Below are 15,718 nucleotides of genomic sequence, written 5' to 3'. Positions count from 1 at the left end.
CCAGCGCGGATGCAGATCGCAGTGCAAACCGCTGCGTGTAAAGGCCATCTGCTCCAGTGAAAAAGCCTTTAACACGCCCTCTTCCACCCCAGCCAGTAAAGGGTGTGCCAGTTGCAGATCAGGTTTATCATCAATCATACGGTAAGTACCCAGGTCTGTTTTTTGTTGGGTGCTGAACTGGAAAAGGAATAACGTGCGTATCCCCTGTTGATTGGGATAGGTGTCGCATATCATCCAGTCGCGGTTTGCCGGGCAAAACATCGGGTGCCCGTCTTCCGTAATAATATCTTTTGCTAACATAGCCGGTGTTGCGTTATCCACATCATCCAGCAACAACCAGTTAAAAGGCGCTACGGCTTTTGCGCCTTTCTCCGGGGTATATAATAACTTCTTCAGTACTTTCTTTCCGCCGGCAATCAACCCGGAAGGCATCATTTTATACAGGAGCGATCCACGCAGCTTCTCAATGTTACTACCGGTTCTGCCCCAGATGGCAATATGCGCATCATCTTTCCAGTCGAAATGGCTAAGAAACCCGGTAGCCAGGCATTTCAGATCGCTACCATCCAGCCCGATGGTCATAAGCCGGGTAGTTTCTCCACCGTCCTTCAATTTATAGCGATGCAGAAATGCCAGCCGTTGCTGCGACGGATTCAGCAACAAGTGCGTGATGTAGTGATGCTGCCCCAGTGCAGGATTCATTTTATAATTCGCCACGGCGGCGATAGACAGTAACAGGGTTTGCTCACCCGTATATACATTATGCTTTATGATACCACTGGTATCCGGTGCGTGCACATGTGCCTGTTTATCAGGAATACCGGTATATCCGTATCCTCCCACACGGTATAACCTTGCATAGTCAATACCAAAGGCAATGCCTTCATCTGTGATCACATGCGCCGGCTGATGCAATACACTTACACATTTACCTGCATTCGTATCATAGATCCGTGAACCCCATACTTCATCTACCCGGTCATTCACAATAAAGGTATCTGTATCACCGATCCATTGCTGGCGGGCCCCCTGGGGATAATTATACGCATAGGTATCCCCCATTTTCTGAAACTGCTGCGATGCATCAAAATAACCAATACCACAGGGAATACGCGGATCCGGCGGAACAGTGATATCCGGTGTTTGCAAAGCCAGCAATTTATCACCTGTAGTATTCCAGGCAACCAGGTCATGAAAACCGAAAAAGAAATGCCCTGACCCTGCTGATAAAATAAACTCCTGCTGCATATGTTAATGTGTTGTGATGAAAGATGATTTGCCCAGGCACTTTTCTTTGCGGAGCAAAAGAGTCTGATCATGAATTTTATTATCGATCCGCCTGATAACATCATCTTCAGATAAATAAAACCCGGTAACTCCCTGCAACATTTTCATCAGGTCTGTTTTTACTATATCTCTTGCCATAAATTCAGCGCTGATACGGTTACCGGAAAGACTTTTAATTTTCTGATGAAGAAAAGATTTACGGTATAGTTTCACCGGCGTGGCATTGATGTTATACAACTGGATACCTGCCTGCCAGTCCATCCATTTGAACTCAGCTACACCACTGCCTTCCGTGTAGGGTGTAGACAATATGAAACGGTGCCAGGGCACACGCAGCGCATCGGCCAGGATAGCGCCGTGCATGGCTTCTGCGATCACATACTCTGATGCAGCTATTTCCCGCAGGGTGTGCTCCACGCCTTTTTCAGATCTCGGCGAGATATAATTAAAACCCAGCTTATTACAAAGCGCCTCCCAGTCGAAAAGAGGCACTGATTTGAAATAAGGGATCACGCTCACTTTATGCTTCTTCGTCACCTTTATAAACCTATCGAACTCCGGCAACTGTCGGATAGCATAAGCTGCATCTGCGATATACGGAAACTGGTTATTAAATGCGTAGGCCGACAATGGTCCGCGAAGAAAGCGGATATCCCAGCTATCATCGAGACTAAACGTTTGATAAGAGGGCCGTACCCCCGTACCAAATACGATCTTGCTTTTATCCGGTATGTCCCTGAATAACGGGGATCCGTCGAACAGGATAGAACCTATACCCAGGAATACTTCCGGGTCATTGCAACTCCCTTCCCCAAAGAGTTTGGGCCACAGCCATCCGTTCAGGTCATCGCCAAAATTTCCTTTTGGATCCTTGTAATAAACATAGTTCACGTTGTTGTCATTTACAGGTTAGCAATACCTAATGCTTTTACTGCATCATTACTATTAATCCATGATGTAAAATCAATGGCCCGTCGTTCCCAGCTGTGAGCCTCACTGTTCACTGTTCCCGGCGCCAGTTTTCCATTAGCCAGTTTGCTGATCAATGCCGCCAGCGAGGCCGGTGCGTTGTTATTGAAATAATATCCCTGCTCCCCGAATATTTCCAGGGGCTCCCCGATAGCGCTGGTAAACACCGGTTTCTCAAATGGCAGGTACATATAAATTTTACTAGGACAACGGGCCCAATCCTGCACGGTATCGTTCAACGGGGAAATAAAAGCATCGGCGGCAGTAAACCAGGAACTAAGCTCTTCCTCCGGTGCATAGCCCAGGAACTCCACCTGCGCATCCAGCTGTTTTTCTTTCACATAAGCTTTTGCATCTGCCATATGACGCCCCTGGCCCAGCAGTAGCAGCACTACATCACTTCTTTCCTTACTTACCATTTCCATTGCCTGCAACATGGTGAAAAGACCATAGTTACGGGTAAGCGTACCCATATAGATCAGCATCGTTTTACCATGATAAGTGTCCTTCACTTCCTGCAGGCGGATACGGGGAGATGCAATCACCTCGTTATTGAATGCATAAGGGGAGTATAGCACCGGCAGCTGTTTGCGGAATAGCTGCGCAGCCCTTTTCGTATAGGTGTTACAGAGATACCTGCTGGCACACAATAAACCATCTGCATACAACACCGACCAGTACTCCAGCGCCAGCATAGCCAGTTTACGTATCCCTTTATTATCAGGAATACCTGAAGGAAGCTCTGAATGCTCTATAAGTATTTTAGGTTTTATGTTGAGTTTATTTTTGGAGATACGATTACGGAAACTGAACGAACAGAATAATACATAATCAGGTACAATCCGGTTTACCAGGTCTGTTTTAATGCGTACCTCTTCTGATGCAGTGCCTGGCCGATAATAGTACACCTTCACCGCTTCACTGCACTCCATGGCAATACGCTTACGGTTTTCTTCACTATCCTGTGCAATAATGGATACTTCCCATCCCAGCGCCATAAGCGGTCCGGCCATGCCAATAGCCCGTTTCATGGTGGCAATGAATTTAATGTCCCCTAGTGTGATGAAGCATATTTTCATAGCTGATGTTTTTTATATTTTCCCTTCGGGAGATAGCATACCGGTTGTTTCAATGGTTTGGAATGTAACTTCTTCCGTGCTTACTTCTTCCTTAAAATCATAATACGCGCGTAGCAACACGGCACCAATGGCAGGTATATTAAACCTTAACTGCTGTATCGGTGAAAAGAGGAAGGTCCATATTACGCCGATGGTCATAAGCACCAGCACCGGGTACAAGGCGGTATCAGCAGCATTCCGGATCAGGTAAAAGCCCATTCTCAGCAGGAATATAAATACCATCAGTACCGCTACAAATCCGCCCAGTCCACAGTTTACCCAGGCGCCCAACAAAATAGAGTGACTGGGAATCAGGTGATCCGTTGAAGCAGCTAACTGCTCATTCATCTCCTCATTCTGGTACAACAACAGGATGCGGTAATATTTCAGGTTATCATCTTTTGCCCAGGAACCATGGCCAAACAATGGCGCATCACTGATGGCGGCCAGTGCCGCAAAAGTTTCACCTCTCCCTGTCATTAGCAGCGCCAGCGGATTGTAGGGATTATCGAGCCGGTCTATTTGTTCAGAAGCATGGTCTCCGCCAATTTCATGATTCATAACAGCATTCACATAACACACATAAGCAAACTGGAAAAGGATAGCGCCTGCAATGCCAAATACCAGGAGCCGGTCGCGCGTAAGATACATGCCGCTGTTAAAGCAATAGATAATGATGGCGCCAATGAAAAACACCATACCTGTTGAACGGGAATCACGTGCAAAGCAAAGCAGGCTGTAACCTAACAGTAACGCCAGTACGGCTTTCCACTGACCGCGGCGGTATAACAGGAATGAACAAATATACACGGCATACGAGAGGATAGGTACCATCTTGAATTTGAAGTACGACATATCCGTGTCAGCATTTTCATCCGTCCAGATAACATTCTTTATAAGGGTCAGGCAAAGGAAAAAGAAGATCGCTTTATCATCTTCCAAAGTTTTAAAAAGGAAAATAAAAGAGAGTACAGACATAATAATAGCCGCCCAGCCCCGCATAAAATTTTCCGATGAACTATGTACGATGAACAGATCAGTAACGGCCTGGCATACAAAGAGCGCCACCAGTGCAAAAAGGATCTTGCGGAACATAGGATATGCCTTAAGATCCCGCAGGTCAAATACAAAGGGAGCTGATAGCAGCACCATGATCTCATTGAGCTTCAACTGGCCTACCATTGCTACATTCACACCACTCAGCAATGTATACAGGGCTATTTTGACCCGGTTAAACATAGGCAGGCATTTTACCGCGCACCGCGTAGTGAACAATCTGTTGCAACCGTTCCCGGTTCACATCCATGCTGTACTCCTGTAAGAAATCTTCACGTAACCGGGCGCCTTTATCTGTTTCAGGATCAAAGGCCAGTAACGACTGTTTGAATGCCAATGGTTCATCAGACACAATAAAGTGATGACTTTTCACTCCCTCCACGCCTTTGCGGGTGCTGATAACAGGCGTGCTGAGCGCCATTGCTTCCAGGCACTTCAGGCGTGTGCCGCTGCCGTGTACCAGCGGAATGATCACAGCACTGGCTGCGGAGATATACCATTTCACATCATCCACTTTTCCAAAGGCTACAATATTGCGATACTCCTCTTTACCGGTGAGCTGCTTCAGCGCTTCTTTAGATCCCCTGCCAACCAGCCACAGGTCGTACTTAGCGGCCAGTTCGTCGTCCCACACATTTTCAATGAACCATTTCAAACCGGCAAAATTCATATATACGCCAAAGTTAGCCGTCATCACCAGCACACGTTGTTGCTTTTTACCGGAGAAATGATAATCTTTCTCATCAAGAAAATTAGGTATAGTAAAAACCTTTTGCTTCGGAAGGAATCGCGTATGATAGGCATTATCATCTTCACTAACTACCAGCACAGCAGCAGCCTTATTAAAATACATGCGCTCATGCAGTTTTTCCATACTGAACAACTGCCACTTACGCACCTTATCTAACAGATGCTTCGATGGCAGCTGCCAGGTGATCATGGGCTGCGCATTGTGGGTACCCAGAATAACAGGGATCTGTTGCTGACTGAAATAAGAAATATAATGTCCAACATAGCCATAATCCAGTATTGCAGCCGCCAGTGTGTATTCCCTGCACACTTCTTCAAAGATGCTCATAACAGTGGCAGAGCGCTGGAAGTATTGCTTGCCCGTGATCCGGGTGAGCAGATCGAAAGGCTTTGTTTCGTAGGTATAAAAAGTAACATTAGGGAGATGGTATTTCTGTAAGTCTACCTTCTCCACGTTCCGTACCACGGCAATCACTTCATAGCCGAGCTGCGACAAAGCTTTGATCAGGTAATAGCTCCTGATCCTTTCTCCCCCGTTTTGCGGGAAGGGGGATATGTCGGTGAAGAAAAGAATGTTCATATCTTAATTCGCTTTTAATACTACCAGTCTTGCCTGAAGTTTTGTAAAGATCCTGTTGAGCAACTGTTCTACTTTTACCGTTTCATCTGTTGTAAGCCCGATAAGCCGGATGAGTAACACAATACTTATAGTACTCACTACTACAGTTAGCCCCAGCCGTACAAATCCTTCTCCCATAAGTAGCTGCGGAATGCACGACAAACCGGCTGCCAGTAATACCGGCACAATTGCCTTTATGAGCACCTGCCGGGTAAACACCACCGGCGATAAACCTGTAATATTCTTAGCCGCCATCATGCGGTAAATACCACTCAGCACTTCTATCACAATGGCACTGATGAGTACCGACGATGCAGGATATCCTGCTTTCAGCAGCAGCCAGGCAACGGGCAAGTTGAGCAGTACCATGGTGCTTACTATCACCTGGTACTTTCTTATTTTGCCTACCGACTGTACCGCTACCTGTATACCGGATGATAATTGATTAATTAGTGTAGCGATGATGATCAGGCGGCACATCATTACCGTAAAGGCAGGCACTTGTTTTAACCAGCATTGCAATACAAAAGGCATTTCTATCATTACCGGAATGGCAAAAAAACTCAGCAGGTAAAAAGAAAATTTGCTGGCAATCATGGCCAGGCGTAACATCCGGGGCCGGTCGCCGCTGCCTTCACTTTTAATGATCTGCGGATTTAATGCCCGCAACATGGTAACAGAAAAGTAGCTGAGCTGTGCATTCACCTGGTTGGCGATGCCGTAAGCGGCATTAACAATAGTGCCAAAGAAAACATTCAGCAGGAGCGCCAGTCCCTGGTTACGTGCAACAAAGCTACCGGCGCCGAACATGTTCCACCCTGCGTAGGCAAACATTTCTTTCAGCAGGCTGCTGTCGAAATACTTCCGTATACGGATGCGGCTCTCTTCATACTTCACCGCACAGTACACCTGTTTGAATAACAGCAGCAATATGGTAAGCAATGCCATCAGGCCACCATATACAATCAGCCTGTCGTATGAAGTATACTGCAGGCTGAGTGCAATCAGCAACTTTCCTACTGATTCCACAATGCCCAGGATAGCCACCATCACCATGTTTTCCCGGGCTATCAGCGTAGCGTCATAGGGCACGGAAATAATGGTAAAGAAAGCACTGACCACCATGAACTGGAAAATGAGTTTGGCTGCCGCCGTGCGGGAGGCCGGGTAGTTAAGCACATGATCAAAAAGGTAGCTGCCCATCACTTCAAACAGCAGCACCAGTGCCAACCCCAGTACAAAGTGCAGCAGTACGCTGGAGTTAAACACTACTTTTAGTTTATGTGCATCCCTGGCGCCCAGGTGAAACGACATATACCGCTGCGTGCTGATGGTCATGGCCATGTTCAGGAAAGACAGCATGGCAATAACCCCGCTGACCAGGTTAAACAATCCGTAGTCCGCCGCGCCCAGGAGGTTGAGCACCAGCCTGGTGGCGTACAGGGAAATAAAAACGGTGATCAGCATCCGTCCATAAAGCGCGCCTGTATTCAGTATTACCCTGTTAGCTACCTGCATGTTGCCTATATTATCCGATTAAGTGTTCCAGTTGTGTAACTTCTTTTTTGGCAAACAACGCCACATCGCCGGCCATCATTTCCTTTACCAGCGCGGGCAGGTCGTAGGCCGGCTCCCATCCCAGCACTGTTTTGGATTTGGTAGGGTCGCCTATAAGCAGCTCTACTTCTGTAGGCCGGAAATAGCGCGGGTCGATAGCTACTACCTCCTTCCCTAACGGCAACGCATATACTTCATTTGTGCAGGCCGTTACGGTGCCAACTTCTTCCACACCGCTGCCGGAAAAGGTGATCTCAATGCCCAGTTCAGCGAAGGCCATCCGTACAAATTCCCTTACGGTAGTGGTGATGCCGGTGGCAATTACATAGTCGTCCGGTGTTTCCTGCTGCAGGATACGCCACATTGCTTCCACATAATCTTTGGCGTGCCCCCAGTCGCGCTGTGCATCCAGGTTACCGAGATACAGCTTATCCTGCAAACCGAGTGCAATAGCAGCCGCGCCCCTGGTGATCTTACGGGTCACGAAAGTTTCCCCGCGCAACGGGCTCTCATGGTTAAACAGTATACCATTACAGGCATACATACCATATGCCTCGCGGTAGTTGACGGTGATCCAGTAAGCATATAGTTTGGCTACTGCATAAGGGCTGCGTGGATAAAAAGGGGTGGTTTCGCGTTGCGGCACTTCCTGTACCAGCCCATACAACTCAGAGGTGCTGGCCTGGTAAATACGTGTTTTCTTTTCCATTTTCAGGATGCGCAGTGCTTCCAGGAGCCGCAGGGTACCTATCCCGTCTGCGTTGGCGGTGTATTCAGGCGTATCAAAGCTCACGCGTACATGGCTCATCGCTGCCAGGTTATAAATTTCATCGGGTTGAGTTTCCTGTATAATACGTATGAGGTTGGTGCTGTCCGTCATATCGCCGTAATGTAAACGGAAGCGCACATTTTCACTGTGCATATCCTGGTAAAGATGATCAATTCTTTCTGTATTGATCAGCGAGGCACGTCGTTTTACGCCATGTACCATATATCCTTTTTCCAGCAGCAATTCTGCCAGATAAGCGCCGTCCTGGCCGGTAATACCTGTTATCAGGGCTACTTTCATACGATTTTTTTTTAGTGATAAAGAAATAGTTATTGCATGAGTGCATTTACTGCTGTGGCAGCATTATTGCCGATACCATAATAGGTGAACCCGTGTTTTACCAGTTGTACATCGTCGTAGATATTCCTGCCATCGAACAGCAGCGGTGTTTGCAGTAAGCCGCGCAGGCGGGGCCAGTCGGGCATCCGGAAGGCATTCCATTCTGTTACCAGCAGCACTGCGTCTGCACCTGTAGCAGCGGCATACATGTCGTCCGCAAAGGTGACGCTGTTACCCAGCATGGGGAGCGCTTCTTCCATGGCAACGGGATCGTATACACGAACCTGTGCTCCGGCTTCCAGCAGGCTGTTGACCAGCACCAGGGATGGCGCTTCCCGCATATCGTCGGTATTGGGTTTAAATGATAATCCCCATAAAGCGAAAGTGCGGCCCCTGATATCACCGTCGAAGTGGCGCAGTACCTTATCGGATAATATCTTCTTCTGATCTTCGTTCACTGCTTCCACGGCCTCCAGGATGCGAAGCTGGTAACCGTATTCACGGCCGGTCTGGATCAGGGCTTTTACATCCTTGGGAAAACAGGAGCCGCCGTAGCCGATACCCGGATACAGGAAGTGCTTTCCTATACGGGGATCGCTGCCAATACCCATGCGCACCTGGTTTACATCTGCACCTACCAGCGTACATACATTGGCGATGTCGTTCATGTAGGAGATCCGGGTAGCCAGCATAGCATTGGCAGCGTATTTGGTCATTTCTGCCGAAGCAATATCCATAAACAGCAGCGGATGCCCGTTTAATACGAAAGGCCGGTAAAGCTGCTCCAGCACTTCGCGTGCGTGGGTAGTACTCACGCCGGCGACTATACGATCCGGTTTCAGGAAATCGTTGACAGCGGCGCCTTCTTTCAGGAACTCGGGATTGGAGGCCACGTCGTATTCGATAAACAGCCCGCGGGCCGACAGGCTTTCTTTTACCGTGCGGTTCACGCGGGCAGCGGTACCAACAGGTACCGTACTTTTGGTAACCAGCAGGAGATAATGCGCCATATGCTGACCTACTTCACGTGCTACCTGCAATACATATTTCAGATCAGCGCTGCCATCTTCCCCTGGTGGGGTGCCTACAGCAATGAATACCACTTCAGCGCCGGGCAATGCACTGGCCAGTGAAGTGGTGAAAGCAAGACGGCCGGCCGCCTGGTTGCGCATCACCATTTCAGGCAAACCGGGTTCGTAGATCGGTAATACCCCTTGCTGAAGCCGTGCTATTTTTCCTGCGTCCACATCCACGCAGGTAACGCTGGTTCCCACTTCGGCCAGGCATGCACCGGTAACCAATCCTACATATCCTGTTCCTACAATAACTACTTTCATACCACTGGTTTTTAAGATTGCAATTTGAACTGATCCTGCTGCAGAAAGTCCCTGTAAGCCATTACCAGTCCTTCTTTCAGGCTGATGCTATGCTTCCATCCCAGGCGGTGCAGCTTTGATACATCCATGAGCTTACGCGGCGTACCATCAGGTTTTGTATCGTCAAAAATGATATCTCCTTCGTAGCATACCACTTCCCGGATGTATTCCGCCAGTTGTTTGATGGTGATGTCTTCTCCTTTGCCGATGTTCACCGGGTCTTTGTCGTTGTAATGCTGCATGAGGTATACACAGGCATCGGCCAGGTCATCTGCAAAAAGAAATTCCCGTTTAGGCGTTCCCGTGCCCCATACCGTTACGGATGGTTTCTGGTTTACTTTGGCCTCATGAAAGCGGCGGATCAGTGCGGGCAGTACATGCGCATTTTCCGGATGATAGTTATCGCCGATGCCAAACAGGTTGGTGGGCATTACACTGATAAAGTTGCAGCCATACTGATCGCGGTAAGCCTCGCATAATTTGATGCCCGCAATTTTCGCGATGGCATAGGGTTCATTGGTTTGTTCTAGCAAACCTGTTAGCAGGAAGCTTTCCTTAATAGGTTGCGGCGCCATGCGGGGGTAAATGCAGGAACTACCCAGGAACTGCAACTTGGTAACGTTATACTTCCATGCAGCATGGATCACATTGGCAGCAATCATCAGGTTATCATACAGGAACTCTGCGCGGTAGGTATTATTGGCGTGTATACCGCCCACTTTGGCGGCAGCCAGGAATACATACGCCGGTTTCTCTTTTGCAAAAAACTCGTCCACTGCCGCTGCATTTCTTAAGTCCAGGCTGCCGGATGAGCGGGTAATAATATGCTGGTAACCTAATGTTTCCAGTCTTCTTTTGATAGCGCTTCCTACCATTCCGCGGTGGCCGGCTACATATATAAGATCGTTTGCCTCCATACGTGTTAATTGATTGTGTTTATGTTTAAAGCAATTCGGGGCGGTTCTCCCTCACCCATTGATGCAGTTGCTTGATATCCTGCCCGCTGCCTTTCTGCATAATGAGCAGCGCACTTTCCGTATTCACCACCACCATATTTTCCACGCCCACCAGCGCCACCAGCTTGTCTTTCCCGATCACCATACTTTTGCGCGGATCGCTTTGAATAAATACGGCCTGGTGATTCCTGTACTGGTAGTGTTGCGAAAGCGCATCCGCAAGCGCTTCATAGCTGCCTACATCACTCCAGTCCATTTTGCTGGGCACCACTTTTACGATATCGCTTTTCTCCAGCACCGCATAGTCGATACTGTCTGCCGGGATAGCTTCCATGCTTTCCTTCGACAATACGCCGGTTTGTTTCCACTCTTCTGCTGCAATAGCTGCTGCTTCATAAATAGCCGGTGCATGTTTTTGCAGCTCCTGCAACATGATGCCTGCCTTACAGCAGAAGATGCCGCTGTTCCAGAGGAATCCGCCGGCGGCCAGCATGGCTTCCGCTACCGGGCGATCGGGCTTTTCCACGAAGCGAAGTACATCATGACCGGAGTAACTGATGTAGCCAAACCCTGTATCTGGCCGTGTAGGCACCAGGCCAATGGTAACAATATGATTGCCTGCTGCGAGCAGGCCGGCCGTTTCAACAGCCATCGCATACCGGTCCGGGGTACCAATAAGGTGATCGGCAGGGGTGATAAGCAGTATGGTTTCCGGCGCCGTAGTAAAGGCAGCCAGTGCAATAGCAGCAGCGGTGTTACGGCCCACAGGTTCCGCCAGGCATACCGGGGCAGCTGCACCGGCCTGTTCCAGTTGCTCCTTCACGATATCAGACTGTTGCTCATTGACGATAGCCATTACTTTGTTACAGGCAAATCGGTTCCGCCGGAAAGCCAGTTGCAAAAGGCTGTAACCGTCGAACAGGGTAAGTAGCTGCTTCGGCGTCTGCTGGTTAGACAAAGGCCATAACCGTGTACCGGAGCCGCCGCAAAGGAGAATATGCTGCATCATAAAATGATTGGTTTATTATCAGTAATGTCCGTTAACTGTTTTATGCCCTGTGATCACTGTCATTTCCCTGGATGGCACCGTGGCTACCAGTATGCACCCCAGGCTGGTAAGCTCCACTTTCACCCGGTTACGGCTGATCTGCAGGATCCTGGCTGAGGAAGTAGTACGTTGCTCTTCTTCCTTCGCCTGTATGGGAAACTTCTCTACAGACACTTCTTCATAATCACGGATAAAATGACGGATCAACGCTATTTCGTGATCCGGTATCACGGCCGGCTGCCCCAGCCAGTACACAAAATTGACCACGTTATCTGTTTCCTTTACCACCCAACTCCTGCTTTCAGGAATATGCACAAATACATAGGATGGAAAAAGAGGTTCCTGGATGATCTTACGGGCACGCACCAACGGTGTAGCGGGAACATAGTGTTCCACCTTTTTACGGGTGAAAAGGTCTGCCACTTTCTTTTCGCATTTGGGCCGGGTATATACCGCATACCAGACCGGAGGCTGTTCATTAAACATAGTAGCCGGTTTTTAGGTGATCGGATAGTTTTGTGGAGATTTATAAAGGCAGGAGCGGGCAATGTATCACCCTTTTGGTTATTTACTTTGAGAGATAACAGCACTGTTATTTTACGCTGCGTCTGAACAATCCGGGTTTCTTCGTTACTTCCGTGTATCCGTATCCGTTAATATCGCCATATCCTGATCCATACCCGTATCCAGCTACTCCCTGCCGCTTGATACCGTTAAACACGATGTTCAGTTTTCCCAGTTCTTTATTCTGGTACAGCTCTTCAATGAGTTTAAGGTAATTCTTCGGGGTACGCTGATGACGCACCACATACAAGGTAGCGTCGCAGTAGGGCGATATCAGGCGCGCATCTGTTACCAGTCCTACAGGGGCCGAGTCAATGATGATATAATCGAAACGTTCTTTCAGTTCATTCAGTAACCGCTCCAGTTCACCATTAAGAATAAGCTCGCTGGGATTGGGTGGCATGATACCGGCCGACAGGAGATAGAGATATTCATTATCTCCTACCGGTTGCAGGATCTGCTGCAGGGTTGCCTTTCCAACCAGGTAGTTGCTGATACCGGGGTCTGCACGCATATTCAGCATTTTGCTGACCATTGGTTTTCTCAGGTCAAACTCCAGCAGTACCACTTTCTTTTTAGCAAGCGATAAGCTCATGGCCAGGTTAACGGATATAAAGCTTTTGCCTTCGCCTGATATGGAAGAAGTGATCAGCAATGTTTTCCGGTCGCCGTTCAATCCTATATAAGACAGCGATGTTCTCAATGCCCTGAACTGTTCTGCCACAGCGGTTCTGCTGTTGTTGGACATCACTATTGCCTCTTTACTGTCGTGGTACATGATCTCTGCTGCAATAGGCGCCGTAGTCACTTTTTCAATATCTGCGCGGAACATCACTTCGCGGTTCATCATATCTTTTACGGATACGCATCCGGCAACCAGCGCCAGCGCCGCCAGTATGGAGATACCTATTATCATTGGTTTCTGCGGACTAAAAGCATATGCCGCCGCCTCAGCGGCATCTACCACGCGGCTGTCTGATACGGCCGCTGCATATGCCAGTGCGGTTTCCTCTCTTTTCTCCAGCAGGAAGGTGTAAATATTATTCTTGATCACCTGTTGACGGCTTACTTCCAGCAGCGCTTTTTCCTTTCCGGGCACGCTGCGTATGATGCCCATATTATGGCTATTCTCTGCCTGGAGCCGGGCCAGGCCCGCCTGGAGGTTTGTACGCAGGCTCCCTATATTCTCCATGATAGCCGGTTTCAGACGCTCTACCTGCCGGTTTAAACTTGCCAGCAGGGGGCTGTTCTCACCAGTGGTTTTACGCAGTCTTTCCAGCTGCAGTTCCGTTTCAGAAAGCCTGCTCACCAGTTCCAGCAATACAGGATCAGATAAGCCCAGTGTACCCGGAACAATATTGCCGCCAGGATTCTGGCTGGTAACATATCTTTCAATAGCATCCAGTACAGATAGCTGCATATTTGCTTCGCTGATCTTGCGGTCGTTTTCCTGTACGCCTGCCAGGAATATTTTGCTTTGTTCACTGATATCCACAATGCCCTGTGCAGTTTTGAAATGTTCCACTTCAGTTTCCGCCTGCCCCAGCTCGGCACTGACAATGCGCAGGCGTTCTTCCACAAACCGCATGGTATTGGCGGAAGTCCTGTTCTTATCTTCCACCGCTGCCTGGCTATACACGCGGATCAGTTCATTCACAATATCTTCCCCGCGTTCCGGTGCGGCATCGGTGTATTCAAGATCCACTACGCTGCCGGCTTTTGCGGCGGGCATTACCTTCATGGTACCAAGAATGATCTGCATCCATGTTTTTTCATTCATAATGTGCAGTATATAACTGGCAGCTGTATCTGTATGTTTGCCCTGTGCTTTAATGAGCATTTTTCCCCAGCGTGTTTGTATTGTATCATTCAGTGGATATTGCTTACCGTCAATGGCTACACGCTTTTGCATGGGATCATATGTAAAAGGCCAGTTGCCGGTAAAAGCGATCCGTATAGCTTCCGGTTCCAGGAAAGTAAATTTCAACGGGCTATCTTTATAAAGAACAACATCTCTTATCTTTCCTTCTTCTATTACTTCTCCATAAAGATTAAGGTTCCTGATCACCTCTTTTGTGAGTGTACGCGATTTCAGTATTTCTATTTCATTCTCCATTACTGTTTTGTTGCCGCCCATAAGGTCGAGCGATTGCAGCATATCGCTGGCAGCAAGACCGTTGGTAGCTTCCTGTACCAGGAGCACACCGGAAATTTTATATAAAGGAGTAGCATAGCGGAGATAAACGAAAGCAGCCACCAGCGCTACTACCACAGCTCCTGCAAAAAAAGGCCAGTAGGGCAGATAGCGGGAGCGGATGATAGTGAGCAAACTATCAGGAGGTTCCGTGTGCTGGGTTTTATGTCCGTTTACTTTTTGCATAGCCTAATTATTAATAACTAACCGGTCGAGGATAATAACGAGTAAAGAAAGACTGCTGAGTATAATAGGCAGTATTTGCCGGGAACGGTCGGCCGTTGCTACTTTTGATTTATTGGGTTCCACATACAGGATATCATTTGGTTGCAGAAAATAGTAAGGAGAATTAAGGATACCTTTGTCGTTCAGATCGATGCGCCGTATAATCCGCTGCCCGTCTATCTCCCGGATCAACAATACATTATTACGTTTACCAAACACCGTTATGTCACCTGCCATTCCCAATGCTTCCAGGACCGATATTTTCTCGTTGGTTACATTTACTACAGTTGGTTTATTTACCTCTCCCAGTATAGTTACGCGGTAGTTGAGAAACCGTATACTCACCACGGGGTCTACCAGCAGTTTTCGTTCAATGAGCTGATCATGCAGGTATACCGTGAGTGCTTTCTTCGTAAGACCGGTTACTTTAACAGCGCCGAGTATGGGGTACTGTATATATCCCTGTTCATCTACCAGGAAACCTCCCAGCATAGCGCCTGCTCCTGCATTTGCGCCACCTGCGCCGGAAGCGGAGGTCATGTTGGATACATTATAGATGATCACATCCTCCGGATTCAAACTGCTTACATTGATCTGCAGTATATCGTTCTTCTGAATACGGGGGTCAAAACTGCTATCTGATGGTAATAGCACCGTATCTCTTACGTCATTGAAATAAACAGCATTCTTGGTTGACACGCACGAAGTAAACAAACAACTTAAGCATAGCAATCCCAATCCCATCCAGGTTAAGCAGGTTTTCAATATCATCGTATGGCATTTAACATCATCACTTACACTGTCCGTTCACCGCAATACAATATTACTTCAGAAGCAGGTGGCATTCAATTACTCACTACAGTACAAATAAGGATAGTTGGTATGGACTCC

13 protein-coding genes are annotated in these 15,718 nt (G+C 48.1%); all 13 read right to left on the bottom strand.

Going from position 1 to position 15,718, the window contains the following annotated elements:
• On the bottom strand, positions 1-1,248 hold a 1,248-nt coding region (locus tag VN105_RS29670; protein WP_325647108.1), incomplete at its 3' end, for a hypothetical protein.
• 3 nt (positions 1,249-1,251) lie between these two features.
• Positions 1,252-2,178, bottom strand: a complete 927-nt coding sequence (locus tag VN105_RS29665; protein WP_325647106.1) for a polysaccharide pyruvyl transferase family protein — start codon at positions 2,176-2,178, stop codon at positions 1,252-1,254.
• A gap of 11 nt (positions 2,179-2,189) precedes the next feature.
• Positions 2,190-3,335: a glycosyltransferase family 4 protein gene (locus tag VN105_RS29660; RefSeq protein WP_325647104.1), complete on the bottom strand. Its 1,146-nt coding sequence runs from the start codon at positions 3,333-3,335 to the stop codon at positions 2,190-2,192.
• A 12-nt stretch (positions 3,336-3,347) separates the two neighbouring features.
• On the bottom strand, positions 3,348-4,613 hold the full coding sequence (locus tag VN105_RS29655; protein ID WP_325647102.1) for a hypothetical protein: 1,266 nt from the start codon (positions 4,611-4,613) through the stop codon (positions 3,348-3,350).
• Entirely contained in the window at positions 4,606-5,760 is a 1,155-nt protein-coding gene (locus VN105_RS29650) for a glycosyltransferase family 4 protein (protein WP_325647100.1), read from the bottom strand. Before VN105_RS29650 ends, VN105_RS29655 begins: the two co-directional genes overlap by 8 nt.
• A gap of 3 nt (positions 5,761-5,763) precedes the next feature.
• Positions 5,764-7,317: a lipopolysaccharide biosynthesis protein gene (locus VN105_RS29645; protein ID WP_325647098.1), complete on the bottom strand. Its 1,554-nt coding sequence runs from the start codon at positions 7,315-7,317 to the stop codon at positions 5,764-5,766.
• Positions 7,318-7,327: 10 nt separating this feature from the next.
• Positions 7,328-8,425 (bottom strand): GDP-mannose 4,6-dehydratase, encoded by a 1,098-nt coding sequence (gmd, locus tag VN105_RS29640; protein WP_325647096.1) that lies wholly within the window; start codon positions 8,423-8,425, stop codon positions 7,328-7,330.
• 29 nt (positions 8,426-8,454) lie between these two features.
• Positions 8,455-9,801 carry a UDP-glucose/GDP-mannose dehydrogenase family protein gene (locus tag VN105_RS29635; RefSeq protein WP_325647094.1) on the bottom strand — a complete coding sequence of 449 codons (1,347 nt, stop codon included), beginning with the start codon at positions 9,799-9,801 and terminating at the stop codon, positions 8,455-8,457.
• A gap of 11 nt (positions 9,802-9,812) precedes the next feature.
• Positions 9,813-10,757, bottom strand: a complete 945-nt coding sequence (fcl, locus tag VN105_RS29630; protein WP_325647092.1) for a GDP-L-fucose synthase — start codon at positions 10,755-10,757, stop codon at positions 9,813-9,815.
• Between the two features lie 25 nt (positions 10,758-10,782).
• Positions 10,783-11,805, bottom strand: a complete 1,023-nt coding sequence (locus VN105_RS29625; protein WP_325647090.1) for a mannose-1-phosphate guanylyltransferase — start codon at positions 11,803-11,805, stop codon at positions 10,783-10,785.
• 18 nt (positions 11,806-11,823) lie between these two features.
• Positions 11,824-12,330: a transcription termination/antitermination NusG family protein gene (locus tag VN105_RS29620; RefSeq protein ID WP_325647088.1), complete on the bottom strand. Its 507-nt coding sequence runs from the start codon at positions 12,328-12,330 to the stop codon at positions 11,824-11,826.
• Between the two features lie 106 nt (positions 12,331-12,436).
• Entirely contained in the window at positions 12,437-14,788 is a 2,352-nt protein-coding gene (locus tag VN105_RS29615) for a GumC family protein (RefSeq protein WP_325647086.1), read from the bottom strand.
• A 3-nt stretch (positions 14,789-14,791) separates the two neighbouring features.
• The gene (locus tag VN105_RS29610; RefSeq protein ID WP_325647084.1) at positions 14,792-15,526 is read right to left on the bottom strand and encodes a polysaccharide biosynthesis/export family protein; all 735 of its coding nucleotides are present in this window, start codon (positions 15,524-15,526) and stop codon (positions 14,792-14,794) included.
• Positions 15,527-15,718: the final 192 nt, after the last annotated feature.

The sequence above is a fragment of the Chitinophaga sp. genome (assembly GCF_035564935.1).
Classification (GTDB): Bacteria; Bacteroidota; Bacteroidia; order Chitinophagales; family Chitinophagaceae; genus Chitinophaga.
The sequence above is the reverse complement of the archived record's forward strand: the minus strand, read 5'-3'. Positions and strand labels throughout refer to the sequence as shown.

What these genes read in the sequence shown, in the direction of transcription:
- VN105_RS29660 (WP_325647104.1), bottom strand. Translation starts at nt 3,335, where the DNA reads ATGAAAATATGCTTCATCACACTAGGGGACATTAAATTCATTGCCACC.
- VN105_RS29655 (WP_325647102.1), bottom strand. Translation starts at nt 4,613, where the DNA reads ATGTTTAACCGGGTCAAAATAGCCCTGTATACATTGCTGAGTGGTGTG.
- VN105_RS29650 (WP_325647100.1), bottom strand. Translation starts at nt 5,760, where the DNA reads ATGAACATTCTTTTCTTCACCGACATATCCCCCTTCCCGCAAAACGGG.
- VN105_RS29645 (WP_325647098.1), bottom strand. Translation starts at nt 7,317, where the DNA reads ATGCAGGTAGCTAACAGGGTAATACTGAATACAGGCGCGCTTTATGGA.
- gmd (WP_325647096.1), bottom strand. Translation starts at nt 8,425, where the DNA reads ATGAAAGTAGCCCTGATAACAGGTATTACCGGCCAGGACGGCGCTTAT.
- VN105_RS29635 (WP_325647094.1), bottom strand. Translation starts at nt 9,801, where the DNA reads ATGAAAGTAGTTATTGTAGGAACAGGATATGTAGGATTGGTTACCGGT.
- fcl (WP_325647092.1), bottom strand. Translation starts at nt 10,757, where the DNA reads ATGGAGGCAAACGATCTTATATATGTAGCCGGCCACCGCGGAATGGTA.
- VN105_RS29625 (WP_325647090.1), bottom strand. Translation starts at nt 11,805, where the DNA reads ATGATGCAGCATATTCTCCTTTGCGGCGGCTCCGGTACACGGTTATGG.
- VN105_RS29620 (WP_325647088.1), bottom strand. Translation starts at nt 12,330, where the DNA reads ATGTTTAATGAACAGCCTCCGGTCTGGTATGCGGTATATACCCGGCCC.
- VN105_RS29615 (WP_325647086.1), bottom strand. Translation starts at nt 14,788, where the DNA reads ATGCAAAAAGTAAACGGACATAAAACCCAGCACACGGAACCTCCTGAT.